The sequence below is a fragment of the Paenibacillus endoradicis genome, assembly GCF_024721975.1.
This window is the reverse complement of the sequence record NZ_JANQBB010000009.1, coordinates 113,615-137,143: the sequence shown is the minus strand read 5'-3', so window position 1 is coordinate 137,143 and position 23,529 is coordinate 113,615. Positions and strand designations below refer to the sequence as shown.

Here is a 23,529-nt window from a genome sequence, read left to right as displayed (position 1 = left end):
ATAGAAAGCCAACTTTTTGATGTTGCAATGTAATGAAATAATTCGATGTAGAGGAAAGATCCCTATGAATAAGAAAAAAATATTAGCCATCTTACTTATTATGTTGATTGTAATTGGGATAATTGTTTATGCCTTAGCGAAGAGATATCTCATCTCTGATGTGGAGATTGATCTTAATCAACTAGAACCTTCTCAAGTAGAAGTGGGTACCAATAATAATGTGGTGAACAACGACGACAATAATGTAGCAACATATGATGATTGGAATTATGAAGATGAAAATATTAATATTCAAATCGAGCAACATGAAGTAGGTACTGGTGAAGATATGATTACATATTTTGTTGCCGATGTTCAGTTGCAAGATCAAAGCTACTTGCGAACTGCCCTAGCAAACAATCAGTTTGGCCGCAATATTATTGATTACACTTCATCTATTGCTGAAGACAATCATGCGATATTAGCGATTAATGGTGATTACTATGGCTTTCGTGATGATGGCATCGTTATTCGCAACGGACAACTATTAAGGGATGATTCAACGCGAGATGGATTAGTCATGTATTCTAGCGGCGTAATGGCTGCCTTTGACGAAGAGTTAACTAGTGGTGAGCAGTTACTAGCCGATGATGCCGCTCAAACTTTTTCATTTGGACCAGTATTAGTTGAAAATAGTGTAGCGTATGATGACTTTGATAAAGTGAGCATTGATAAAAATTTTGGCAATCGCTCCATTCAAAACGCTAATCCTCGGACTGGTATTGGTTGGATTGATAAGAATCATTACATTTTAGTTGTCGTGGATGGTAGGAAGTCAGGTTACAGTCGTGGCATGACATTGAATGAATTTGCTGAACTATTTGAAGAGTTAGGTGCACAAGTAGCTTATAACCTTGACGGTGGAGGATCATCGACGATGTACTTTATGGGCAATATCGTTAACAACCCACTAGGGAAAAACAAAGAACGAGAAGTGAGTGACATTATATATATCGGTTATGAATGATAGCTACTTCTTAACGCTAAGGATGGATGAGCATGAAAATTGTTATACCAGCATATGAACCTGATGTTCGTGTTATAGAACTAGTAAAACAACTAAGCGAGAATGGAATATCACAAATTTTAGTTGTCGATGATGGAAGTGGCGCAGCTTATCATCACATATTTAATGAATTAGAGCAACTAGGATGTGAAGTGATAACACATGAACGGAACTATGGGAAAGGTACGGCACTGAAATCTGCTTTTCAACAATTAATTGCTCAAAATTATAACGGAGTTATTGTCTGCGCTGATAGTGATGGACAGCATAAACCGAAAGATATTATTACCGCCGGAGCTCATATCTATGGTAAAGAAAATACAATCGTACTTGGCTGTAGACATTTTGTAGGAGAAGTACCGCTGCGCAGTCGCCTTGGTAATGAACTTACGAAAAAAGTATATCGCTTTGCAACTGGAATATCCGTTAGTGATACCCAGACGGGCTTGCGTGCTTATTCATCACAATTGTTGCCGTGGCTTTGTTCGATACTGGGTGATCGTTTTCAGTATGAAATGAATATGTTACTCACTGCCCATGAAGATAAGATAAACATAGAAGAGATAATGATAGAAACGGTCTACATTAAAGGTAATGAATCTTCTCATTTTCGACCGATCAGAGATTCCATAGAAGTATATGTACCGTTTTTTCGATTTGGAGCTTCGTCCTTTTGTTCTTTTCTTATAGATTTTTTACTTGTTCTGTTTTTGAATTGGATCAGTGATGATTTATTATTTTCAGTTATTGGTGCTAGAATTTTCAGTTCATTATTCAATTACATCCTTAATTTGAAAATTGTATTTAGAAAAACTAATAACGAAGTCGCAACGTTAAGGCACTCATTACCTAGATATTATTTTTTGGCAACAATATTGTTAGCTTTGAATTATGCATTACTTTATGGATTAACTGAAGGTATCCAAGTGTCTCTAATCATCTCGAAGCTCTTTACAGAAGTATTATTGTTCGTGGGTAGCTACTGGATTCAGCGAAGATTTGTATTCTTAAGATGACACTAATAACTAGTAGTAACAAACCTTTTATGCTTAAATTAATGTATTGATAGCATATGTTACACTCTAATGTTATAATCAGTAATACGTTAAGATGAAACAAGAGGAGCTAACCTATGTTTAAAATTACAGAGTTTACAGTGGAAACGATTGCTGACCCGTTCAAAATATTAGAGGGAGATCGTTATGAATTTATTATGGATCTCGAAGTAGAAGAAGATGATGAGCTGTTCCATGAAGAAGGCGTTATTCTTCGTGTAATATATGTCGTAGATGCTGGTGCTGAGAAAATCGTGAAACACGAGTTCCAGACAGGTGATGCAGGTAAATATATTGATTTCGAAATGGAAGACGATGAACTTGAGATGGTAGCTGCTTTTTGTAAAGCGAACTTGTCTTAATTTCAGATGAAAAAGGCTTAAAACTTTTGCACCGTAATCGTGCTTTAGTTTTAAGCCTTCTTTATTTTTAACTTAATGTTTAATTCATTTATTTGTGATCTTTACCACCCAAGTAATTAAAGAAGGCTTTATTCACCCAGAATTGATTGCTATCAACGACAACATTAGCATTCACTTGCTTCATACCTGTAACAATTTCTTCTACTTCTTCATTAAGTGAAAAAGTTTGTGCATAATAGTTACCTAATGAAATTTTATTGTTAGTAACTACTTCATAATCTGCTATCTCTGTATTTGAATGGTATAGAGGTTGCCACCAAGATGCATAGATAAGTCCCTGTTCATCATCAGCATCTTTTTTAGCATAGGCAAGAATGATATCTTGGAATTTAGCTTTATCTGTTAAGCTTGAAAATTCAAGCTTAAGATCATATTCTTTGGAATAAGCAACATATTTACCATTAGCTATTTGTTTTACTTGAAATGAATCGGATTGTGTAGGCTCTCCCCATTCTTTCAAGTATAGGAAAGCTGAAGTTTTTGGCTCGAATTGAACTTTAGCTTCGATTCCTTCACTGCGAAGTAAACCAATTAGCTGAATAGCATGCTTCAGATCAGAATGACCGTATGTAAGAGCGTATTCATCTACAAAATTAGCATCAAAACGACTATCTTTGAAGTTATAGCCTGTAATAATGTCTTTTTCTAGAGCAGTATTTACAATAGTTTGAAGATCATTAACTTGAATAATATCTGAAGTGTTATATGCTCCGATTAGTTCAGCTATGATGTCTGCATCTTGGGAACTACCAAGAAATTGTTTGTATTCTCCATTGAAAGTCACAATTTGACCTAGCAATGTATTAATTAGTTCGGCACTTGCTACTGATTTTTTGGAGAAATCATTATAATATTGTTCAGGAATTATTGCATTATCGATTGCTACTGCTAGCTCTTGAGCAACATGAGGTACCCATTGAGCTGAAGAAGAACCTATTTTTTTCAAAGCAGCGTCTGTCTTTTCAGTAGTGTAAGTTAGTGCCAGTTCCTGTAGACCAGAAGCTCTTACAGCAATAATAGCAGCTACCCATGGTTCAAGTTGTTGCTTAGCTGAAACTGTAGCGCCAGAAAGTATTCCTTTTTCATTCAACTCAACAACAGCAGCATATTGTTCATCCGTTGAAGCTACATCTGTAAATGTAAGTGTAGAAGACTTTGCGTTCCCTGGAAGCAAATCAGCAACATATTGAATATATTGCCCTTTAGTTAATTGTGAATTGACATCAATTTGATATTTCGTGCTTAAGAATGTTTGGTATTGCTCAGTCTGTGTAAGATTTCCTGAATTGATGCTTGCATATGCAGTTATAGGGGACGCGAGTGGTGCAATGGCGATGGATGCAGCAACAATCAGTGCTGCTAGTTTACTAGAAGAACGAAGTTTCTTTGTGCTAGACATGATGTAACCTCCTGTTATTATAAATCCTAAAGATTTACAAAGAATAGCAGGATTATAACTATTGATAGATTTACTGTCAAAACAAATATTGGTAAAATGTTGTCGCCTTAGTCCACTTTTTTCCAAATTAACTAACATGACAACATGATTTTTGGTAGATCCTATATATAAAGTAGTTTATTAATTAAAAAAAATAGACAATTCGATATTAATACTCGAATCGTCTATTTAAGTGAACATTTTGTCCATACTTTTCAACTAATAGCTCAAATTGTTGATCAATAAAGTTTCTTAAATCCCTTAGTTTAGATGCCATCGGTCGTAACGTATCAACCTTAGTCCCATCTACAATTACATCAAAAACGATCATTCGTTTCACCATCCTTTCTACTAACTTAACATCAGTATAGAGGAGGTTTGTTAATGGAATATTAAAGTTATATAAAATGGGTGTAAATTATTGAGCAGATTTTGTAGGCTTAGGTGGTTTTTCACGTTTTTCTTTGAACCGTGTAGCAACATAGTTACGTTTGCGATCACGGAAAAATGTCCAACCTGCAATAAATCCAGTACCAGCAAGGAACATAATTAGTCCAAAAATAAATTTCCACCATTGGAATGAAGGATCAACTCCATCTATACCAAAGGAAACAAAGTAATCATATAATGAATCTTTTACTTTCAAAAATCCAAAACAAGCTATTAATCCTGGAATAACGAGCATAAACATAGCAATAATGCGTTGTACGGTTAGTTTCATGATTGATCTCCTAAAAAGGTTCGAATTGATTATCATAATCTGTAAATTATAGTACCATAAAACGCCATAAACGGTACAGTGAATACGTAAACGATGATTTCCGTAGCGAAAAGATGTACAATAAGATATACAAAGTACTCTCATGTGATCAAAACTTAGCGAAAAGTAACATCATCAATATGAACATTACATATAGCGAAAACATATAATTGTTACTTATTAGAAGCGTCACAAGTGAAGACCAACGATCGATATGGACTTTTATTGGAAGAGGATATTTTACAAGTAGATGCATATATTGATAGAAATGATGGGGGTATAGTAAATGAGTATTCAAGTTGATGTTGCAATTCTCGGTGGTGGGCCAGGTGGATATACTGCGGCTATTCGCGCTGCTCAAATGGGTAAATCAGTAGCTATCGTAGAAATGGACAAGGTTGGCGGTACCTGTCTGCACAGAGGTTGTATCCCAAGTAAAGCTTTACTTCGAAGTGCTGAAGTATATCGAACATTGTTGAACAGTTCAGAATATGGCATAGATGTAAGTACAGATTTTTCAAGTTTTCAATTTAATAATGTTCAACTTAAAAAAGATGAGAAAGTAGAACAATTATTTAAAGGATTGCAAGGTCTAATGAAACGTCATGGTATTCAAGTGATTAAAGGTAAAGGTCGAGTTGTTGGACCTTCGATTTTTTCACCTCGTAGTGGAACAATTGCGGTTGAATTGGCAGATGGTGAAATGGAGTCTGTTGTAAGTCAAAACCTAATAATTGCTACTGGATCTACTCCTCGCAACTTACCAGGTCTTGAAGCTGACGGGATAACAATACTGAATAGTGATCAAGCTTTAACGATGGACAAGCTTCCTGAAAGCATGTTGATTGTTGGTGGTGGTGTAATAGGCGTAGAGTGGGCATCATTATTAAATGACTTTGGTGTTCAAGTAACAATCGTTGAACTTGGTTCTCGTCTATTACCAGGGGAAGACACTGAAATTTCATTAGAAATGACGAAATTACTAGATAAGCGTGGAATTCGTATTATAACTGGTGTACAACTTGATATCTCTTCATACAAAGTGATCGATAATAACTTCTCTATTACTGCTACAACAGCCGATGGTAATGTATTACTAGAAGGCAATCAAATACTTGTTTCTGTTGGCAGAAAAGCTAACTGTCATGACATTGGCTTAGAAAATACTGATGTCAGAATCAAAAATGACGTAATTGTTGTGAATGATTATGGACAAACTAGTGAACCACATATCTATGCAATTGGTGATTGTATCGGTGGCGTACAACTTGCACATGCTGCAGCACATGAAGGATTGACAGCAATAGATCATATTGCTGGACGCCAAGTTAACCTTGTGGCTGCACATCTAATTCCCCGCTGTATCTATTCATCTCCTGAGGTTGCTTCTTATGGATATACAGAAGCGGCTGCAGTAGCTGCTGGATATGAAATTAAAAAAGCTAGAGTTCCGTTTGCGGCATTTGGAAAAGCTATCGTTTCTGGACATCCAACAGGATTTGTAAAAGTTATTGCTGATAAGAGTTCGGATGATATTCTAGGCGTTCATATTATCGGCGAACATGCTACAGAGCTAATTTCTGAAGCTGCCTTATCAGGTTGGTTGAACGCAGCTCCTTGGGAAGTAGGGGCAATGGTGCATCCGCATCCTACGTTGTCGGAGGCGATTGGGGAGGCTATGCTAGCAGTAGACGGACGCGCCATCTCCTTCTGAGAGGAGGCTCAAATCGTTCCGTCTGTGATCACGATGGTTATGCTAACGTAGCGTACTCGACGTCGAATATGCCCTCCATCGAAAGCCTGCGTGTGCTCACGTACACAATTCGTACGCTGTGCTACTCGTTTCCGCTGGAGTGCATCTTCTTGGCGCTGACAGGCGAAAGATTTGAGCTTTCATTATAAGCCTCGAGATTTTGGTCGCTCGTGTACACAAGTGTACACGTTGCTTGGTTTATTCGTGGGTGAAAGATATGAGTTTTCAATGTAAATTTTGAGATTTGGTCGCTCGTGTACACAAGTGTACACGTTGCTTGGTTTATTCGTGGGTGAAGATTTGAGTTTTCAATGTAAATTTTGAGATTTGGTCGCTCGTGTACACAAGTGTACACGTTGCTTGGTTTATTCGTGGGTGAAGATTTGAGCTTTCAATGTAAGCCTCGAGATTTGGTCGCTCGTGTACACAAGTGTACACGTTGCTTGGTTTATTCGTGGGTGAAGATTTGAGTTTTCATTGTCAGCCTCGAGATTTGGCCGCTCGTGTACACAGGTGTACACGCTGCGGGGTGTTTCTGATAGGAGAGTGGATTGAGCGCTCTTATTAGGGGTGAGACATTTGTCTACACGAGTACTAAATTGTACTCAATGCTGGTGAATATGGTATGGTTTTGAATCACTCATAAATGTCATTGAACTTTTGTTATAAATGTCACATGTTATTTTTTAAAATATAGGAGTATAATAGACATATGACGTGGTATTAGTACCAGGTTATAATTTATAAAGAGAAGGAGGAAGATAATATGACAGTATTGTCTTCGTCAGGTCAGCAAGCCAAGCATCATCAATTAGGCATTAGCGAGGAAACGGTTATTGCTATGTATACAAAAATGCTCACAGCAAGGATGTATGATGAGCGGATGATGCTTATGCAGCGAGCTGGTAAAATAAATTTTCACGTATCTGGTATTGGCCAGGAGGTCGCTCAGATAGCAGCTGCATTTGCGCTTGATCGGAACAATGATTATTTTCTTCCTTATTATCGTGACTATGGTTTTGTTCTTTCAGTAGGTATGACACTTAAAGATTTATTTCTTTCAGCGTTTGCTAAAGCTGAAGACCCTAATAGTGGTGGTCGTCAAATGCCTGGTCATTTCGGAAGTAAGAAATTACGTATTGTTACCGGATCTAGTCCTGTAACAACACAAGTTCCTCATGCTGTTGGTTTTGCGCTTGCCGCAAAAATGAATAAGAAAGAATTTGTAAGCTTTGTTACGTTTGGCGAAGGTTCTAGTAATCAAGGTGATTTTCATGAAGGCTGTAACTTTGCTGGGGTACACAAGTTGCCAGTAATTTTAATGTGTGAAAACAATCAATATGCGATCTCTGTACCGATACATAAGCAATTGGCAGGTAAAGTATCGGATCGTGCGCTAGGCTATGGTATTCATGGCGAGCGAGTTGATGGTAATGATGCATTTGAAGTATATCGAGTTGTGAAAGAAGCAAGAGAACGTGCAATTGCAGGTGATGGTGCTACTTTAATTGAAGCGATGATGTATCGTATTTCTCCACATTCAACTTCTGATAATGACTTAGCATATCGTTCTAAGGAAGAAGTCGATTATAATAAAACGTTAGATGGACTTCCGAAATTTAAACAATATATGGTAGATCATGGCTTATGGAATGAAGAGCTGGAAGATCAATTACGTTCTGAAATTAAGAAACAGCTTGATGAAGCGAGCAGCTATGCAGATAAAGCTCCTTTCCCTACTCCTGAATCAGTTATGGATCATGTGTACGCTAATGATAATAAGGAGGGAGTAGAGTAATGGCTAAAATAGATTATATCGAAGCGATTCGTCTTGCGATGAAAGAAGAAATGGAACGTGATGAGAATGTATTCGTTCTGGGTGAGGACGTTGGTCTAAAAGGCGGAGTGTTCACAACGACGAAAGGCTTGCACGAGCAGTTCGGTGAGCAAAGAGTAATTGATACTCCACTTTCTGAGTCTGCCATAGCAGGTGTAGCAATCGGTGCAGCAATGTATGGTATGAAGCCAATTGCAGAAATGCAATATTCAGATTTTATGTTCCCGGCAACGAACCAAATTATTAGTGAAGCTGCAAAAATTCGCTATCGTTCTAACAATGATTGGAGTTGTCCGATTGTGATTCGTGCTCCTATCGGTGGTGGAGTATTTGGTGGTTTATATCACTCTCAATGTCCCGAATCTGTATTTTTCGGTACGCCTGGACTAAAAATTGTTGCGCCGTATACACCGTATGATGCGAAAGGCTTATTGAAAGCTGCTATTCGTGACGAAGATCCTGTATTATATTTCGAGAATAAGAAAAGTTATCGTCTTGTGAGTGGTGAAGTGCCAGATGATGATTATATCGTTCCAATTGGTAAAGCGAATGTACTACGTGAAGGTGATGACATTACTGTTATCAGTTATAGTCTTCCACTTCGCTTTATTGAACAAGCTGCTGCTGAACTAGCTGAAGAAGGTATTAGTACTCATATTCTTGATCTTAGAACGATTCAACCACTTGATAAAGAAGCTATTCTCGAATCGGTTCGTCGTACAGGTAAGGTGTTAATCGTTCATGAAGATAACAAGACCGGTGGAGTTGGTGCCGAAGTAGCAGCAATTATTGCAGAGGAGCTATTATTTGAACTTGATGCTCCAATTATGCGACTATGTGGTCCGGATGTGCCTGCTATGCCAATTAACCCACCAGGAGAAAAATTCTTCTTGTTGAATGCAGATAAAGTTCGAGAAGCTATGAAGCAATTAGCTGAATTCTAACTATTATTAATGTAAAAAATTTAGACAAAATGTTAAAAATTCGTGCATAGCTTATTTATGACGATTGGAGTTGGAAAAACATGAGTGCAATAACTGAAATTACTTTGCCTCAATTGGCGGAATCTCAAGTAACTGCAACAATTGATCGCTGGTTGAAACAACCTGGAGATATGATCGAAGTGTATGAACCGATCTGTGAGATTAATACAGATAAGGTGACTGCTGAGATTCCTTCTACTGTGGCAGGTAAACTAATAAAGATTTTAGTAGGAACAGGGGAAGATGTACCTGTAGGGACTGTAATTTGCTTAATTGAGACTGAGGGTGAAGCGAGCAATGACGAAGTTGCATCTGTTTCCACTACACCAACTACTGGAACAGTTAATGCTCCTGTAGCAGCTATACAATCTCAAGGTGATGATTCCATGAGAAATCGTTACTCTCCTGCTGTACAACAACTTGCTGCACAACATGGAATTCAATTAGCAAACGTTCAAGGTAGTGGCATGGGAGGACGTATTACACGTAAAGATGTACTTGCTTATGTTGCTAGTGAGGCTTCAATGGTTCGTACACCTGTATCTCCACAAGAAGCGACGTCTTCACAAGTGCGAACTGGCGGTATGCATCTATCTGAATCTCCTCGTTTGCCTAAGATTGAAATCGATGATCCTTATGCACATGGACGTGGAGAAACTTATATTGATATAACGCCGATCCGTAATACGATTGCTCGTAACATGCGTCAAAGCGTTAGTGAAATTCCACATGCCTGGACGATGATCGAAGTTGATGTTACGAATCTAGTACTACTTCGCAATAAATATAAAGATGAGTTCAAAAAGCGTGAAGGTGTTAATCTTACATATCTTGCGTTCTTGTTGAAAGCGGCTGTTAATGCGATTCGTGACTTCCCAATTATGAACTCTGTATGGGCAGTAGATAAAATCATTGTGAAACGTGATATTAATATTTCTCTTGCAGTAGGAACAGAAGATTCTGTAATGACACCAGTTATCAAAAATGCTGATCTTAAAAATGTCGCTGGACTTGCGAAGGAAATCGAAGAACTTGCACGTAAAACACGTGAAGGTAAACTTTCACTTTCTGATATGCAGGGTGGTTCTTTTACTATTAATAATACGGGGTCATTTGGATCTATATTGTCATATCCGATTATTAATTATCCACAAGCGGCAATTCTTACGTTTGAGTCGATTGTGAAAAAACCAGTAGTTATTAATGACATGATTGCTGTACGTTCTATGGCTAATCTTTGTTTATCACTTGATCATCGTATACTTGATGGTGTAATCTGTGGTCGATTCCTACAGCGTGTTAAAGATAATTTAGAAAGCTTTAACCTTGAAAGCTCTATTTACTAATAGTAGATGATTAGTAGCTTGATTCGAAGGAGATAACCACCATGTCTGAAGCAGCAAAAAATACTGCACACAAAATGTTGGATGCTCGTTATATCGGTATGCTAGACTACAAAGAAGCTTGGGACCTGCAAAAAGCATACGTGAAAGAAATAGATAAGGGGGAGCGTCCAGAGACGCTGCTCCTTCTTCAGCATCCACCAACCTATACTTTAGGCTCTGATCGTCACCCAGAGCATTTACTACTAGATAAGGATACGTTAAGCCAAAAAGGGATTTCCGTCTATGATATTGACCGTGGCGGTGATATTACATATCATGGGCCAGGGCAACTTGTTGGTTATCCGCTACTCTATCTTGATGCTATCGGACTTGATCTTCATGAATATTTACGAACAGTGGAACAAGTTATTATTGATTGGTTAGCTCAATATGGTATAAAAGGTGGAAGGAAATCAGAATATACTGGGGTATGGATTGGTGATGAAAAGATTACCGCGATAGGCGTGAAATTTAATAAAGCGAGGCAGCGTCGTGGCTTTATAACAAGTCATGGTTTTGCACTTAATATTAAATCAGGGATCGCTGCCGAAGGCTTTAGTGGGATTGTACCATGTGGAATCGGACAATTTGGCGTTACATCGTTTAACGATATTACAGGAGGCTCGATGACTGTTGAAGCAGCGGCAGAACAAATCGTTCCTTTCTTCAAGGAACGATTTGGTTTTTCATAATAAGGGTTTATAGTGCAAGTTCACTTCATCTTAGACACCATGATCACAAGTGAATGTTTTGAACTACCACTTAAAATGAAAGATCAAAACATTTGCTTGTCAGCATCAAGAAGATACCATGAAGCTAGGGAAGTGAAGCGCACAGCGTACGTACTTGGTACGTGAGCACTGTAACGACCGATGAATGGCATCTTCGCCGCCGAATGTACTACGAAGCAAAAGCATCGTGATCACAAGTGAATGTTTTGAACTACCACTTAAAATGAAAGATCAAAACATTTGCTTGTCAGCATCAAGAAGATACCATGAAGCTAGGGAAGTGAAGCGCACAGCGTACGTACTTGGTACGTGAGCACTGTAACGACCGATGAATGGCATCTTCGCCGCCGAATGTACTACGAAGCAATAGCATCATGATCACAAGTGAATGTTTTGAACTACCTCTATAGGAAGAATGAGCCTATACCTGCGAATAAAGTAGTAACCAATAAAGCAGCAGCAACGATAATTGCAACGATACGAATAATTTTTTGTTGGCGCATAATTGAGAAAGCTCCTTTCGATAAATAGAATTACAGTGATATACTCTATTGTATACGAAAGAGATGGATGGAGGAAACAAAATGGTACAAGAAAAACGTTTAGTAGAACAATTTATTGATTTGGTAACAGTAGATAGTGAGTCAGGATTTGAAGGTGCAATCAGCAAAGTACTTAAGGCACGATTGAATGAGTTAGGATTGACGGTTACAGAAGATGAAGCAGCAAAAGTGACTGGTCATGAAGCTAACAATTTATTCGCAATTCTTGAAGCAACTGAAGATGCTAAAGATCAACCGACGATATTGTTTACATGCCATATGGATACTGTTACACCAGGCGTAGGTATTAAGCCGCAAATTGATGCGGACGGATACATTCGATCTGATGGAACGACAATACTTGGTAGTGATGATAAGGCAGGAATTGCTGCTCTATTTGAAGCGATTGAAACGATTAAGGCTAGCGGAGAATCACACGCAAAAGTTCAAGTCGTAATTACTATAGGTGAAGAATCAGGATTGCTAGGTGCTCGTGCTATTGATCCTACACACTTAATTGCAAGTTATGGCTATGCATTAGATTCCAATGGAGACATCGGCGATATTGCGGTTGCAGCACCAACACAATCCCATATTGAAATTGAGTTTTATGGAAAATCTGCACATGCAGGCGTTAGCCCTGAAAAAGGCATTAGTGCGATTCAAGTAGCAGCAAAAGCAATAAGTGAGATGTCCTTGGGTAGAATTGATGAGGAAACGACAGCGAATATCGGTCGTTTTGAAGGTGGAGGACCAACTAATATTGTTTGTGACTATGTGAAACTTATCGCTGAGGCAAGAAGTATTAAGCAAGATAAGCTTGATGCTCAAGTGGAAAGTATGAAGCAAGCCGTCGAAAAAACTGCACTGAAATATGGTGCTACAGCAAAATTCAATAGCAATATCGTATATCCTGCCTATTGCCATGATGCTGATTCTCCGGTTGTTCAACTAGCTAGTAGCGCAATCCATGCGATGGGTGCTACGCCTCGTACATTCCATTCAGGTGGAGGCAGTGATGCTAACGTCTTTAATGGCTTAGGTGTACCAACTGTAAATCTAGCAGTTGGATATGAACATATCCATACGACCAATGAGCAAATTAAAGTAGAATGTCTTGTGCAAACGGCACAATTGGTCGTAGAGATTTTGAAAAAATCCGCTACATTTAAAAAATAAATATTATGAATCTAAATTGCCAAGAGTTATGCGCATCTCAGGTCTATTAGCTGTATATTGAGCTAATGTACAATTGCCGTATTGACTCTTGGCAATTCCATTTAAAGCTATTTGAATATGTTTTGCTTTTCCAGAAAGCATAAGTTTGTTCTTATTAATTGTTTGTTTCAAGATCATTCATCTCCTTAGTCTTCATATTGGAGACTATGAGCATGAAGGTAACATTATGACAACTTGTCTTATTTTCATATGAATGGTTGTTTTAGCTTTACACCTGAACGGAGGAAATCGAAAATGAATCAAGACAATAAAAAAGAAATTTGGAATGAGCCAACTATATCTACAGAACACATTTTCAAAGGGAAAGTGATCAGTCTTCAAGTAGATACAATTGCTTTACCAGATGGAAGAACGGCAACTCGTGAAATTGTAAAGCATCCTGGTGCAGCTGCAGTTGTAGCGATCCACGACGGGAAATTGATTGTAGTTGAACAATATCGTAAGCCGCTTGGTAAAACTCAAATTGAAATTCCAGCAGGAAAGCTTGATCCTATGGAAGAGCCTATCGTTGCAGCAGCTCGTGAGCTAGAAGAGGAAACCGGGTATATTGCACATAATCTACAATTACTGAATCAGTATTATACTTCACCAGGCTTTGCAGATGAGATTCTATATACATATTTCACTAATGAGGTAACGATAGGACAACAACATCTTGATGAAGATGAAGATGTCATTGTGAGATTAATCACAATCGAAGAGGCGGATGCTTATATCGCTAGTGGTGATATTAGTGATGCGAAGACACTTTTAGCTGTGAATGCATGGAAGTTATTGCAACGTACAGGATCACTTACTTAAGTCATTACAATAAGGAATATAGCATAAACTCTATCAATCTAGCATATGAGTAGAAGACATAAGTTAGATTGAAAGGGTGATATGATGTTGAAGGGCAGTTTGATGAAATGGGTATACCTTGGAGTAGTGATGTTTGCTGGAGCGGTATTTGGAAGTATATTTATTCAAGTACTGCCTAGCGAGCAACAGCTAAGACTAGGCAATGAACTTACTTTATATATGAATTGGATGAAACAAAGTAGTGAGGTAAATAGTTCTTACATGTTCTGGGATGCATTTTTCGGCTATTTCAAATGGGTTGTGTTGTTATTCGTGCTAGGTATTACTGTCATTGGTGTCCCACTTATTATTGTATTGAATTTTCTAAAGGGTTTTCTAATAGGGTGTAGTATTCATATCGTTGTACAAATGTTTGGCACGCAAGGTGTTCTTTTAAGCCTTGTTACGGTAGTTCCACATAATGTTATAGCTGTCCCGGTTATACTGATTCTAAGTTCTACTGCTATCGGATTTTCAACTTTTATTGTGAAAAAGCGACTAATGACGCATGCTGGTAATGTACGAGAAGCATTTATCTCCTATAGTGCCGTAGCAATGTCGATGCTTATTTTACTTGCTGTGGCTGCATTTATAGAAGTGTATATTTCACCTCAAGTGATGGAGTGGTATTTGGTTCAAATTCCAATGTAGGATAATAGGACCAATAACTATGAAAAAGTTTGACTTATATCGCTTTATACTAATATAATTAAAACAGATTTTAGTAGGATGTAATAGTAGGAGGAGAGAGATGGAAGCCCAGATTGATAAGATAAAACAACAATTACAAGAAAAGGGCTATAAGTTGACTCCACAGCGAGAAGCCACCCTTCGTATTCTACTGGAAAATGAGGAAGATCATCTTAGCGCAGAAGATGTATTTTTACTAGTCAAGGGAATAGCTCCTGAAATAGGGCTAGCTACTGTTTATCGGACATTAGAACTGTTAACAGAGTTGCATGTCGTTGAGAAGATCAATTTCGGAGATGGCGTTGCTCGTTATGATCTCAGAGGAGATACCAATAATCATCATCATCATCATCTCATATGTATTCAATGTGGTACGATGAGTGAAATTAAAGAAGATTGGCTATTACCGCTTGAGGAAAGATTGTTCTCACAACTTGGTTTTGAAACAGTAGATCATAGATTAGATTTTCATGGCGTGTGCCGTAGCTGTCGTGATTTAAACGAAAACAAACAATAATTGGTCCTGCTCATCCATGTAAGTGGTTGCAGGCCTTTTTTCATAATGAGGCAAATAGACATCATATTTTACAGTAATCTAACATACTACTTTAAAATGCATGTACATATTTTATGTATCTGTATTTGATGTAACTTTTCATTTACGTGTAAATAAAAAGTTTTAGGAGGTATATTGATGGTTATTATGAAGGATATGATACATAAACTGCTGTTCTTTTTTCTGTTTATCGTATTACTCGTTATTGTTGCAACTGCTTATCAATGGGTGCAGCAAATGATTCAACCAAATAATCATTACCAAAAACCGATTGGAGATGCTGTGAAAGTCTTCGATAGTTCATCACAATATATCGATAAAAGTTCTATGCCAGATCGCTTAGTTTGGTTTTTATGGTATGGCGAATAAAAAATAGGAAATGATATACCTCGTAAAAGGAGTGGGGAGGATGTACGAGCAGCTACATCAATACTTAAAGGTTTTACAACAAGAACGTAAGCTTACGACTAACTCCTATCAGTCATATGAAAGAGACCTATTGAAGTTTACTGGTTATCTTGAAGGTGAAGGTGTAAAGGGATGGACAAGCGTACATAAGCATCATACTTTGAAGTATATGATGCAGTTGAAAGAAGCAGGTCTGAAGTCTTCTACTATAGCTAGACATGTAGTGTCCATCCGTGCTCTTTTTCACTATCTCATGATTCATGATTTCATCTCACATGACCCTTCCATATTTATTGAAGCTCCAAAAATTGAAAAGAAAGTACCGCAAATTATTTCTCAAGAAGATACGAATAGCTTACTTCAAGCACCTGATTTATCAACTGCAGTAGGTATTCGCGATAAAGCTATGTTAGAGTTGCTGTACGCTACAGGGATTAGAGTAACTGAATTAGTTTCTCTAAATGTAGATCATGTTCATCTTTCACTTGGGTTCATTCAAGTCATTAGTCCAAGTCAGAAGGAGCGTTTTGTACCTTTTGGAAATTATGCCAAAGAAGCCATTGAGGCCTATATGGAACACGGTAGAGCTCAATTAACGATTGAGAGTACGCCACATGAAGTTTTATTTCTTAATCATCATGGCGGGCGGATAACAAGACAAGGCTTCTGGAAATTAATAAAAAAATATGCCCTTGAAGCGGGTGTGTCGGATGAGATTACACCTCACACGCTAAGACACTCTGTTGCTGCTCATTTACTCGAAAATGGTGCTGATGTAAGAGCAGTACAAGAGATACTCGGACATGTTGATATTACTTCCACGATGAAGTACACTTCGATCGCTAAGACAAAAATGAAAGAAGTTTACAGTAGCTCACATCCTAGAGCATAGGATGTGAGGTGTTACTTTTCATTGGCATGAACGGAATATAAAGTGGTTTTAATTAATGCTTCCGAAGTGACTTTTTGTTACTAAGAAGTCCCTCATGAATATACAAAAAGTTCTGCTTATGCTTCCGAAGTGACTTTTTGTTACTAAGAAGTCCCTCATGAATATACAAAAAGTTTAGGAGTGATCATATGAAGTTTGATCGAATTGCTGTCGTAGTATTGGATAGTGTAGGTATCGGAGAATTGCCAGATGCACATCAGTTTGGCGATGTAGGAAGTCATACGCTTGGTCATATCGCTCGTGAATATACAACACTTAATCTACCGCATCTGAGAGCGTTAGGATTAGACCGAATTGCATCTATTCATGATTGGACACCAGACTTATCTAAGCAGCCACAAGCCTATTATGGAAAGATGGCAGAAGCATCAGTAGGGAAAGATACAATGACCGGACATTGGGAGATAATGGGACTGCGTATTGAAACGCCTTTTCAAACATTTCCCGATGGATTCCCAGATGAATTAATTGAACAATTTGAGTCACGTACTGGCAGAAAAGTGATAGGAAATAAGCCTGCAAGTGGTACGGAGATTTTAGATGAGCTTGGCGAAGAGCAAATGAAGAGTGGTGCATGGATTGTATATACAAGTGCGGATAGTGTATTCCAGTTAGCTGCCCATGAGGATATCATTCCTCTCGAGGAGTTATATAAAGCTTGTGAAATTGCTCGCGAATTAACGATGGAGGATCGTTTCTCCGTAGGACGAGTAATAGCTAGACCTTATGTTGGTTCACCAGGGAACTTTAAACGTACCCCTCATAGACATGATTATGCATTGAAGCCACCACAAAGAACAGTACTTAACGAATTGCAAGATGGTGGGTTTGAGACGATCTCGGTTGGTAAAATCTATGATATATTTGATAGCGAAGGTATTAATCAATCACATCCCTCGAAAAGTAATGAAGAGGGTATTCATCAAACCATTGAACTATTGAAAACAAAATTTAATGGTTTTATCTTCACGAATCTCGTTGATTTCGATTCTCTATATGGTCACCGCCGTGATCCGATTGGATATGGCAAAGCTTTAGAGCAATTTGATGAAGCGTTACCTGAAATGATGGAGCAAATAGGTGAGCGTGATCTATTGATCATTACAGCAGATCATGGAAATGATCCTACTCACCCAGGAACAGATCATACTCGTGAATATGTTCCCATCCTGTTGTATAGTCCTTCTTTTAAAGAGCCACAACAACTTGAGACTAGATCAACATTTGCAGATTTAGGGGCTACCATCGCTAATAATTTCGAAGTGGCGGCTCCGCCGACTGGGACTAGCTTCTTATCCCTATTACAATAATAGAAGAGGTAGTTCAAACAGCGGACTTTGATAACGAAGATAGGCTTCGTTAGACTATTCGGCATCGAATATGAAGTGAACTTGGGAAGTCCGGTACGCGTGTACCAAACCTTTACACTTGCGCTTCCTCCTTCCACTAGTAGCTCCTCATCTTCTCGATTCTGAAAGCCCGCTTTTTGAACCTTTATTAGAAAAGGTAGTTCAAACAGCGGACTTTGATAACGAAGAAATATGATAATATTTAGTTAATGCTTTCTAGTGTGACTTCTTGTATGACAAGAAGTCACACTAGGAAGCTACAAAAAGATTAGGAGGAATTAATATGAGTACAGTAAATGCAAGTCAGCAAATTAATGAAGCAGCACAATATATTGCAGAGAAAATAAATGTAATGCCAGAAATAGGTCTAATACTTGGATCAGGATTAGGTGTGTTAGGTGATTATATTGAAGGCGCAACAGTAATTGCCTATGAAGATATTCCTCATTTTCCAGTATCAACGGTTGAAGGACATGCTGGTGAATTGATGATCGGAACGATTGCTGGAAAAACTGTAGTCCTTATGCGCGGTCGCTTCCATATGTATGAAGGATATGCTCCAGAAGTAACGGCATTTCCGGTTAGAGTAATGAAAGCATTAGGTGTCAAATCTCTAATTGTAACAAATGCTGCTGGTGGAATTAATCTAGAATTTGCATCTGGTAATCTAATGTTAATCTCAGATCATCTAAATCTTACAGGTAAAAATCCGTTGATCGGAGCAAATGACGCTGAACTAGGTGCCAGGTTCCCAGACATGTCAGAAGCGTATAGTAAACGTCTAAGAGAAATAGCGAAAAATGTTGCATCGGATAAAGGAATCGGACTAGTTGAAGGGGTATATGCTGGATTGCTAGGTCCATCTTATGAAACACCTGCTGAAATCAGAATGTTGAGAATTATTGGTGCAGATGCAGTTGGAATGTCAACAGTTGCTGAAGTAATTGCAGCTCGACATAGTGGAATTGAAGTTGTCGGTATTTCTTGTATTAGCAATATGGCTTCAGGAATTTTGGATCAACCATTGTCTCATGTAGAAGTTATGGAAACGACAGATCGCGTTAAATCGCAATTTTTAGAACTAGTTACGTCATTAATCGTCAAAATTTAGTGAAACTGTCACAAAGTTGTCACAATTCAACTGACGGATTGCGACAACATTCGAAAATCACTTCGTCGTATAATGTCTTAGTACTCTGCGTAAAACAAGTTATTATGAAGAAGGATGGTTAGACAAGTGATAGACAGTCAGCTTAATGTGAAAATTGAATTTCTCCGCAAACAGATGGAATTAACTGCAAGCCAACGAGGTAGCTTGCTACATCATGATGTTATTGCACTGAGTCAGACACTTGATGAATACATCATGAAAGCACAATACAGTCATTCGAGTTATCCGTTGCTAACTTGTGCCTTGTAAAATTGTTCGAAGAGAAAGTAACAGTTTGGTGTTGTTCATGAAATTAAGGAAGAAACATAATCGACATTGAATCTTATATTTTTCCGAGTCAGCTTTGCTACCGTATTATGTTTCTTACGCATCAATTACAGATGCCGTTGTACATTGAATGTACTTTGAGCATCTTATTTATAACCGTTATAGCTTTCTCAGTGGTAATACCCTAAGTTTCGCACTTAAACGTTTACCAATTACCTAGCCAGAATTCACTAGCACACTTAATGGAGGGACTCATGAGAGCAGTAGATTTTATTCAGAAGAAGCGCGATGGAAAAGAATTATCAACTCAAGAAATTAATGAATGGATTGAACAGTATTGCCAAGGTAACATTCCAGACTACCAGATGTCAGCATGGACAATGGCCGTTTATTTTAATGGAATGACTGCAAGAGAAGTGGCCGATTTGACTTTAGCTATGGCAAAGTCAGGTGATCAAGTTGATTTGTCTGCCATTCAAGGTGTGAAGGTGGACAAGCATTCTACTGGAGGAGTCGGAGATAAGACTAGCTTAATTCTAGCTCCACTTGTTGCAGCGTTAGGAGTTCCAGTTGCTAAAATGTCTGGTAGAGGTCTTGGTCATACTGGAGGTACTGTTGATAAGCTAGAATCTATAGCAGGTTTCCACACGGAACGCACACAGCAGCAATTTGTTGATCAAGTGAATAAGATTGGTGTATCTATTATTGGACAAAGTGGTGACTTGGCACCAGCAGACAAACAATTGTATGCACTGCGAGACGTTACGGCAACTGTAGAATCGATTCCACTTATTTCGAGTTCTATTATGAGTAAAAAAATTGCTGCTGGTGCAGATGCTATTGTGCTTGATGTGAAGACAGGCAACGGTGCATTTATGAAAACTCTAGAAGAGTCCATCCAATTAGCACAGATGATGGTTAGTATTGGAACCGAAGTTGGTCGTGACACAGCAGCAGTAATTAGTGATATGGATCAGCCATTAGGTTTTGCAATAGGTAATGCACTTGAAGTTGAAGAAGCTATTGTTACACTACAAGGTAAGGGACCAGACGATCTGACTGAGCTGTGCATTACTCTTGCTGCTCATATGGTTGTATTGGGTCAACAAGCTACTAGTTATAATGAAGCAAGAGTAGTTGTAGAAGATTGCTTAAGAAGCGGCAAGGCGTTACTTAAATTACAAGAACTTGTGGAAGCACAAGGCGGTGATGGCTCAATCGTTCATGATGTTAGTAAACTTCCTCAAGCATCTAAACTGTTTGATGTGAAGAGCCAACATTCAGGTTATGTGAATGCTATAGGTGCTGAGCAACTAGGAATTGCAGCGATGAAGTTAGGTGCTGGTCGAGCAACAAAGGATGAGTCGATCGACCATGCTGTTGGTATTGTGCTTCGTAAGAAGGTAGGAGATGCTGTACAACAAGGTGAAGTGCTTGCGACACTATATGTGAATAAAGATGTCAACGAGGACTCAGATCCGGTTGTAATGGTTCATAGCGCTTATGACATTAGTGAACAGAAACCACGATTACGACCATTATTAATGGCGATTGTGACAAAAGATGGAGTAACTACGCTGTAGTCAATACTCATAATAATGAAGCCTCCAAAGTATTAGCGAATTGCTAGTACTTTGGAGGCTTTTTTGTAGTGTTGTTATGTGCGTAATTGTACTTTCAATCTTTAGTCTACTTGATTGCTATTTCGATACAACTCTAATGGCTATACTCGTTACTTAATTTGTTGCAAATGACAAAAGATGAATACTACCATTGATGGAATAATTTTTAATATATTCGTCAACAATGACTAAGTAAGTGAGACAATTAATGAAGATTTATTTCATTATGTCTAGAAGAACAGCTAATTAGGTTTATGCTTCCGAAGTAACTTTTCGTTACAAGGAAGCTTCTCAAGAAAATACGAAAAGTTTGTAGGAGGGACATAAGTTGAAAAAAATAGTATTGATGTTGGTATTAACTTGCCTCATATCGTCCAGTTATTCTGGAGCAACGATTGACGCGCTTACGCTATCATCTGAAGAGGTAGAAACAATAGAAACGAACTCTAATGTTGGACCTTCACTAGCACTAAACGCTGCTTCAGCAGTATTAATAGATGCAGATAGCGGCACTGTTATTTTTGAGAAAAATAGTAATGAGAAACTACCTCCTGCCAGTATTACGAAAGTTATGACAATGCTACTAGTAATGGAAGCAGTCGGTCAGGGGAAGATTAAACTAACAGATATGGTTCGTACAAGTGCCAACGCTGCATCAATGGGAGGTTCACAAATCTTCCTTGAAGAAGGCGAAGAAATGTCTGTGGAAGAAATGCTTAAAGGTGTAGCTATGGCATCTGGAAATGATGCATCTGTCGCACTAGCTGAAAAACTAGGTGGTACAGAAGAAGAGTTCGTTAAGTTAATGAACGAACGTGCGAAGCAACTGGGAATGAATAACACACATTTTATGAATTCTAATGGATTGCCAGTAGAGAATCACTATTCTTCTGCTTATGATATCGCATTAGTATCACGTGAGTTAATGAAATATGATCTAATAAGACAATTTACAGGGAAATATCAAGATTATCTTCGGAAAGATTCGGAAAAACCGTTCTGGCTTGTAAATACGAATAAATTGGTACGTTTCTATCCAGGTGCAGATGGGGTTAAAACTGGTTATACCAGTGAAGCTAAGTTCTGTTTGTCAGCATCTGCTGCGCGCGATGGCATGCGTGTAATTGCAGTAGTGATGGGTGCTCCTAATACAAAAGTAAGAAACTCTGACGTATCACAAATGATGGATTACGCGTTTGCGCAATATAGCAATCATGTGGTCATTGAAAAGGGAGCAACAATTGGTTCACTAGAGATAGAAAAAGGAATGGAAAGCAGAGTTGATCTCGCTGCAGAGCAACCTTTCTCAATTTTAATTAGACGTGGAAGTGACACTTCTAAAATTTACTATGAAGTTGATATGGACAAATCGATAAAAGCACCGATTGTCGCAGGTCAACCTATTGGTAAACTGACTATCTATCAAGGTGAACAAGCGATGAAAGAATTTGAATTATTAGCACCGCGAACAGTCGAGAAAGTGAATTGGTTCCGCTTGTTGAAACGGTCAACACAGAGCTTATTTAAGTAAAATCATGTAAAGTATTTGTCGGCAATTGACTGTTTTCTTCTAGTTTTGTCACGGTGCAGGAATTAACAACGCAGATGTGGAATGATTCTCTATTCGCCAAAAAGCAGCTAGTTTTATTTGACACAAATATAACGATGAGGAGCTGAGCGATGGATGTCATTGCGCACAGAAGTAGTACACAATCGAAATGTTGTCATTGTACGCCTAACCGGAGAACTAGACCATCATACTTCTGAGGATGTTCGACTAAGACTGGATGAAGTGCTTCTGAAGGAGAATTCTCATCATATGGTGATGAATTTAGAAACGTTAACCTTCATGGACAGTTCAGGTATTGGCGTACTGCTCGGTCGTTACAAGCAGTTGAAGAATAAGGGCGGAAAGTTAATTCTTTGTCATATTGATTCACCAGTATATAAGCTTTTAGAGCTATCTGGTTTATTCAAAATTATCGATGTATATGACGATGAGGTTCACGCACTTTCTAGCTTGGAGGTGGTATCATGAACGCGGGAAACAAAATGAGACTAGTGTTTAGTGCTAGATCTGAGAATGAATCGCTCTCTCGTATTGCAATTGCTGCATTTGCCAGTCAACTTGATCCTACATTAGAAGAATTAAATGATCTGAAAACAGTTGTATCCGAAGCAGTTACCAACTGTATTATTCACGGATATGACAATGATCCAAGTCAAGAAGTAGAGATTAATGCAAGTATTGAAAATGATCGAATCGTCATCGAAATTAGTGACAATGGTAAAGGGATTGAGGATATGGAACTTGCACGTCAACCTTTATTCACTACATTACCTGATGGAGAACGAGCTGGAATGGGCTTTACGATTATGGAAAATTTTATGGATCATTTCGAAGCTTCAAGCACTGTCGGCGGTGGAACTCGTATTATGATGACGAAGCGCATTGAATCAAAAAAAGCGCTCTATTATTAGAGC

General features: G+C 38.3%; 26 protein-coding genes. 21 read left to right on the top strand and 5 right to left on the bottom strand.

Annotation, left to right across the window (positions count from 1 at the left end; all coding sequences use genetic code 11):
* The first annotated feature begins 64 nt into the window (after positions 1-64).
* From NV377_RS23855 to NV377_RS23845, 3 genes are all read left to right on the top strand, one after another.
* Complete coding sequence (locus NV377_RS23855; RefSeq protein ID WP_258203328.1) at positions 65-1,006, top strand: phosphodiester glycosidase family protein; 942 nt, start codon at positions 65-67, stop codon at positions 1,004-1,006.
* 32 nt (positions 1,007-1,038) lie between these two features.
* Positions 1,039-2,061, top strand: a complete 1,023-nt coding sequence (locus tag NV377_RS23850; protein WP_258203327.1) for a bifunctional glycosyltransferase family 2/GtrA family protein — start codon at positions 1,039-1,041, stop codon at positions 2,059-2,061.
* A 116-nt stretch (positions 2,062-2,177) separates the two neighbouring features.
* Positions 2,178-2,462, top strand: a complete 285-nt coding sequence (locus NV377_RS23845; RefSeq protein ID WP_258203326.1) for a DUF6509 family protein — start codon at positions 2,178-2,180, stop codon at positions 2,460-2,462.
* Positions 2,463-2,550: 88 nt separating this feature from the next.
* On the opposite strand, the gene NV377_RS23840 is transcribed toward NV377_RS23845, so the two are convergent.
* The 3 genes from NV377_RS23840 to NV377_RS23830 all read right to left on the bottom strand — a co-directional run bounded on the left by NV377_RS23840 (position 2,551) and on the right by NV377_RS23830 (position 4,681).
* Entirely contained in the window at positions 2,551-3,921 is a 1,371-nt protein-coding gene (locus tag NV377_RS23840; protein WP_258203325.1) for a hypothetical protein, read from the bottom strand.
* A gap of 208 nt (positions 3,922-4,129) precedes the next feature.
* A complete protein-coding gene (locus tag NV377_RS23835; RefSeq protein WP_258203324.1) occupies positions 4,130-4,291 on the bottom strand; it encodes a hypothetical protein in 162 nt (53 codons plus the stop codon).
* An 87-nt stretch (positions 4,292-4,378) separates the two neighbouring features.
* Positions 4,379-4,681 (bottom strand): DUF2627 domain-containing protein, encoded by a 303-nt coding sequence (locus tag NV377_RS23830; protein WP_258203323.1) that lies wholly within the window; start codon positions 4,679-4,681, stop codon positions 4,379-4,381.
* A gap of 325 nt (positions 4,682-5,006) precedes the next feature.
* Between NV377_RS23830 and lpdA the strand changes: the two genes are divergently transcribed.
* The 5 genes from lpdA (at position 5,007) to lipB (ending at position 11,370) form a co-directional block, all read left to right on the top strand.
* Complete coding sequence (gene lpdA, locus NV377_RS23825; protein WP_258203322.1) at positions 5,007-6,434, top strand: dihydrolipoyl dehydrogenase; 1,428 nt, start codon at positions 5,007-5,009, stop codon at positions 6,432-6,434.
* Positions 6,435-7,239: 805 nt separating this feature from the next.
* Positions 7,240-8,271 carry a thiamine pyrophosphate-dependent dehydrogenase E1 component subunit alpha gene (locus NV377_RS23820; RefSeq protein ID WP_258203321.1) on the top strand — a complete coding sequence of 344 codons (1,032 nt, stop codon included), beginning with the start codon at positions 7,240-7,242 and terminating at the stop codon, positions 8,269-8,271.
* On the top strand, positions 8,271-9,254 hold the full coding sequence (locus NV377_RS23815; protein ID WP_258203320.1) for an alpha-ketoacid dehydrogenase subunit beta: 984 nt from the start codon (positions 8,271-8,273) through the stop codon (positions 9,252-9,254). The genes NV377_RS23820 and NV377_RS23815 overlap by 1 nt, the downstream gene beginning before the upstream one ends.
* Before the next feature lie 80 nt (positions 9,255-9,334).
* Positions 9,335-10,639 carry a dihydrolipoamide acetyltransferase family protein gene (locus NV377_RS23810; protein ID WP_258203319.1) on the top strand — a complete coding sequence of 435 codons (1,305 nt, stop codon included), beginning with the start codon at positions 9,335-9,337 and terminating at the stop codon, positions 10,637-10,639.
* A gap of 41 nt (positions 10,640-10,680) precedes the next feature.
* Positions 10,681-11,370, top strand: a complete 690-nt coding sequence (gene lipB, locus NV377_RS23805; RefSeq protein ID WP_258203318.1) for a lipoyl(octanoyl) transferase LipB — start codon at positions 10,681-10,683, stop codon at positions 11,368-11,370.
* A gap of 443 nt (positions 11,371-11,813) precedes the next feature.
* On the opposite strand, the gene prli42 is transcribed toward lipB, so the two are convergent.
* Positions 11,814-11,912: a stressosome-associated protein Prli42 gene (gene prli42, locus NV377_RS23800; RefSeq protein ID WP_258203317.1), complete on the bottom strand. Its 99-nt coding sequence runs from the start codon at positions 11,910-11,912 to the stop codon at positions 11,814-11,816.
* A gap of 81 nt (positions 11,913-11,993) precedes the next feature.
* On the opposite strand from prli42, the gene NV377_RS23795 reads away from it, so the two are divergent.
* On the top strand, positions 11,994-13,130 hold the full coding sequence (locus NV377_RS23795; protein ID WP_258203316.1) for a M20/M25/M40 family metallo-hydrolase: 1,137 nt from the start codon (positions 11,994-11,996) through the stop codon (positions 13,128-13,130).
* 3 nt (positions 13,131-13,133) lie between these two features.
* On the opposite strand, the gene NV377_RS23790 is transcribed toward NV377_RS23795, so the two are convergent.
* Positions 13,134-13,301 (bottom strand): hypothetical protein, encoded by a 168-nt coding sequence (locus NV377_RS23790; RefSeq protein ID WP_258203315.1) that lies wholly within the window; start codon positions 13,299-13,301, stop codon positions 13,134-13,136.
* Positions 13,302-13,424: 123 nt separating this feature from the next.
* On the opposite strand from NV377_RS23790, the gene NV377_RS23785 reads away from it, so the two are divergent.
* The 12 genes from NV377_RS23785 (at position 13,425) to spoIIAB (ending at position 23,526) form a co-directional block, all read left to right on the top strand.
* On the top strand, positions 13,425-13,991 hold the full coding sequence (locus NV377_RS23785; RefSeq protein WP_258203314.1) for an NUDIX hydrolase: 567 nt from the start codon (positions 13,425-13,427) through the stop codon (positions 13,989-13,991).
* A gap of 102 nt (positions 13,992-14,093) precedes the next feature.
* The gene (spoIIM, locus tag NV377_RS23780; RefSeq protein ID WP_258203313.1) at positions 14,094-14,681 is read left to right on the top strand and encodes a stage II sporulation protein M; all 588 of its coding nucleotides are present in this window, start codon (positions 14,094-14,096) and stop codon (positions 14,679-14,681) included.
* A gap of 100 nt (positions 14,682-14,781) precedes the next feature.
* Complete coding sequence (gene fur / locus NV377_RS23775; RefSeq protein WP_258203312.1) at positions 14,782-15,237, top strand: ferric iron uptake transcriptional regulator; 456 nt, start codon at positions 14,782-14,784, stop codon at positions 15,235-15,237.
* Positions 15,238-15,414: 177 nt separating this feature from the next.
* Complete coding sequence (locus NV377_RS23770; RefSeq protein ID WP_258203311.1) at positions 15,415-15,645, top strand: DUF4227 family protein; 231 nt, start codon at positions 15,415-15,417, stop codon at positions 15,643-15,645.
* Between the two features lie 40 nt (positions 15,646-15,685).
* A complete protein-coding gene (gene xerD, locus NV377_RS23765; protein WP_258203310.1) occupies positions 15,686-16,576 on the top strand; it encodes a site-specific tyrosine recombinase XerD in 891 nt (296 codons plus the stop codon).
* A gap of 188 nt (positions 16,577-16,764) precedes the next feature.
* On the top strand, positions 16,765-17,946 hold the full coding sequence (locus NV377_RS23760; RefSeq protein WP_258203309.1) for a phosphopentomutase: 1,182 nt from the start codon (positions 16,765-16,767) through the stop codon (positions 17,944-17,946).
* Between the two features lie 322 nt (positions 17,947-18,268).
* A complete protein-coding gene (locus NV377_RS23755; RefSeq protein WP_258203308.1) occupies positions 18,269-19,096 on the top strand; it encodes a purine-nucleoside phosphorylase in 828 nt (275 codons plus the stop codon).
* 126 nt (positions 19,097-19,222) lie between these two features.
* Positions 19,223-19,405, top strand: a complete 183-nt coding sequence (locus NV377_RS23750; RefSeq protein ID WP_258203307.1) for an aspartyl-phosphate phosphatase Spo0E family protein — start codon at positions 19,223-19,225, stop codon at positions 19,403-19,405.
* A gap of 272 nt (positions 19,406-19,677) precedes the next feature.
* Entirely contained in the window at positions 19,678-21,006 is a 1,329-nt protein-coding gene (locus NV377_RS23745; protein WP_258203306.1) for a pyrimidine-nucleoside phosphorylase, read from the top strand.
* A gap of 367 nt (positions 21,007-21,373) precedes the next feature.
* Positions 21,374-22,576 (top strand): D-alanyl-D-alanine carboxypeptidase family protein, encoded by a 1,203-nt coding sequence (locus tag NV377_RS23740; protein WP_258203305.1) that lies wholly within the window; start codon positions 21,374-21,376, stop codon positions 22,574-22,576.
* A gap of 153 nt (positions 22,577-22,729) precedes the next feature.
* The gene (gene spoIIAA / locus NV377_RS23735) at positions 22,730-23,083 is read left to right on the top strand and encodes an anti-sigma F factor antagonist (RefSeq protein ID WP_258203304.1); all 354 of its coding nucleotides are present in this window, start codon (positions 22,730-22,732) and stop codon (positions 23,081-23,083) included.
* The gene (gene spoIIAB / locus NV377_RS23730) at positions 23,080-23,526 is read left to right on the top strand and encodes an anti-sigma F factor (RefSeq protein WP_258203303.1); all 447 of its coding nucleotides are present in this window, start codon (positions 23,080-23,082) and stop codon (positions 23,524-23,526) included. Before spoIIAA ends, spoIIAB begins: the two co-directional genes overlap by 4 nt.
* The last annotated feature ends 3 nt before the right edge of the window (positions 23,527-23,529 follow it).

What these genes read in the sequence shown, in the direction of transcription:
- NV377_RS23855 (WP_258203328.1), top strand. Translation starts at nt 65, where the DNA reads ATGAATAAGAAAAAAATATTAGCCATCTTACTTATTATGTTGATTGTA.
- NV377_RS23850 (WP_258203327.1), top strand. Translation starts at nt 1,039, where the DNA reads ATGAAAATTGTTATACCAGCATATGAACCTGATGTTCGTGTTATAGAA.
- NV377_RS23845 (WP_258203326.1), top strand. Translation starts at nt 2,178, where the DNA reads ATGTTTAAAATTACAGAGTTTACAGTGGAAACGATTGCTGACCCGTTC.
- NV377_RS23840 (WP_258203325.1), bottom strand. Translation starts at nt 3,921, where the DNA reads ATGTCTAGCACAAAGAAACTTCGTTCTTCTAGTAAACTAGCAGCACTG.
- NV377_RS23835 (WP_258203324.1), bottom strand. Translation starts at nt 4,291, where the DNA reads ATGATCGTTTTTGATGTAATTGTAGATGGGACTAAGGTTGATACGTTA.
- NV377_RS23830 (WP_258203323.1), bottom strand. Translation starts at nt 4,681, where the DNA reads ATGAAACTAACCGTACAACGCATTATTGCTATGTTTATGCTCGTTATT.
- lpdA (WP_258203322.1), top strand. Translation starts at nt 5,007, where the DNA reads ATGAGTATTCAAGTTGATGTTGCAATTCTCGGTGGTGGGCCAGGTGGA.
- NV377_RS23820 (WP_258203321.1), top strand. Translation starts at nt 7,240, where the DNA reads ATGACAGTATTGTCTTCGTCAGGTCAGCAAGCCAAGCATCATCAATTA.
- NV377_RS23815 (WP_258203320.1), top strand. Translation starts at nt 8,271, where the DNA reads ATGGCTAAAATAGATTATATCGAAGCGATTCGTCTTGCGATGAAAGAA.
- NV377_RS23810 (WP_258203319.1), top strand. Translation starts at nt 9,335, where the DNA reads ATGAGTGCAATAACTGAAATTACTTTGCCTCAATTGGCGGAATCTCAA.
- lipB (WP_258203318.1), top strand. Translation starts at nt 10,681, where the DNA reads ATGTCTGAAGCAGCAAAAAATACTGCACACAAAATGTTGGATGCTCGT.
- prli42 (WP_258203317.1), bottom strand. Translation starts at nt 11,912, where the DNA reads ATGCGCCAACAAAAAATTATTCGTATCGTTGCAATTATCGTTGCTGCT.
- NV377_RS23795 (WP_258203316.1), top strand. Translation starts at nt 11,994, where the DNA reads ATGGTACAAGAAAAACGTTTAGTAGAACAATTTATTGATTTGGTAACA.
- NV377_RS23785 (WP_258203314.1), top strand. Translation starts at nt 13,425, where the DNA reads ATGAATCAAGACAATAAAAAAGAAATTTGGAATGAGCCAACTATATCT.
- spoIIM (WP_258203313.1), top strand. Translation starts at nt 14,094, where the DNA reads ATGAAATGGGTATACCTTGGAGTAGTGATGTTTGCTGGAGCGGTATTT.
- fur (WP_258203312.1), top strand. Translation starts at nt 14,782, where the DNA reads ATGGAAGCCCAGATTGATAAGATAAAACAACAATTACAAGAAAAGGGC.
- NV377_RS23770 (WP_258203311.1), top strand. Translation starts at nt 15,415, where the DNA reads ATGGTTATTATGAAGGATATGATACATAAACTGCTGTTCTTTTTTCTG.
- xerD (WP_258203310.1), top strand. Translation starts at nt 15,686, where the DNA reads ATGTACGAGCAGCTACATCAATACTTAAAGGTTTTACAACAAGAACGT.
- NV377_RS23760 (WP_258203309.1), top strand. Translation starts at nt 16,765, where the DNA reads ATGAAGTTTGATCGAATTGCTGTCGTAGTATTGGATAGTGTAGGTATC.
- NV377_RS23755 (WP_258203308.1), top strand. Translation starts at nt 18,269, where the DNA reads ATGAGTACAGTAAATGCAAGTCAGCAAATTAATGAAGCAGCACAATAT.
- NV377_RS23745 (WP_258203306.1), top strand. Translation starts at nt 19,678, where the DNA reads ATGAGAGCAGTAGATTTTATTCAGAAGAAGCGCGATGGAAAAGAATTA.
- spoIIAA (WP_258203304.1), top strand. Translation starts at nt 22,730, where the DNA reads ATGTCATTGCGCACAGAAGTAGTACACAATCGAAATGTTGTCATTGTA.
- spoIIAB (WP_258203303.1), top strand. Translation starts at nt 23,080, where the DNA reads ATGAACGCGGGAAACAAAATGAGACTAGTGTTTAGTGCTAGATCTGAG.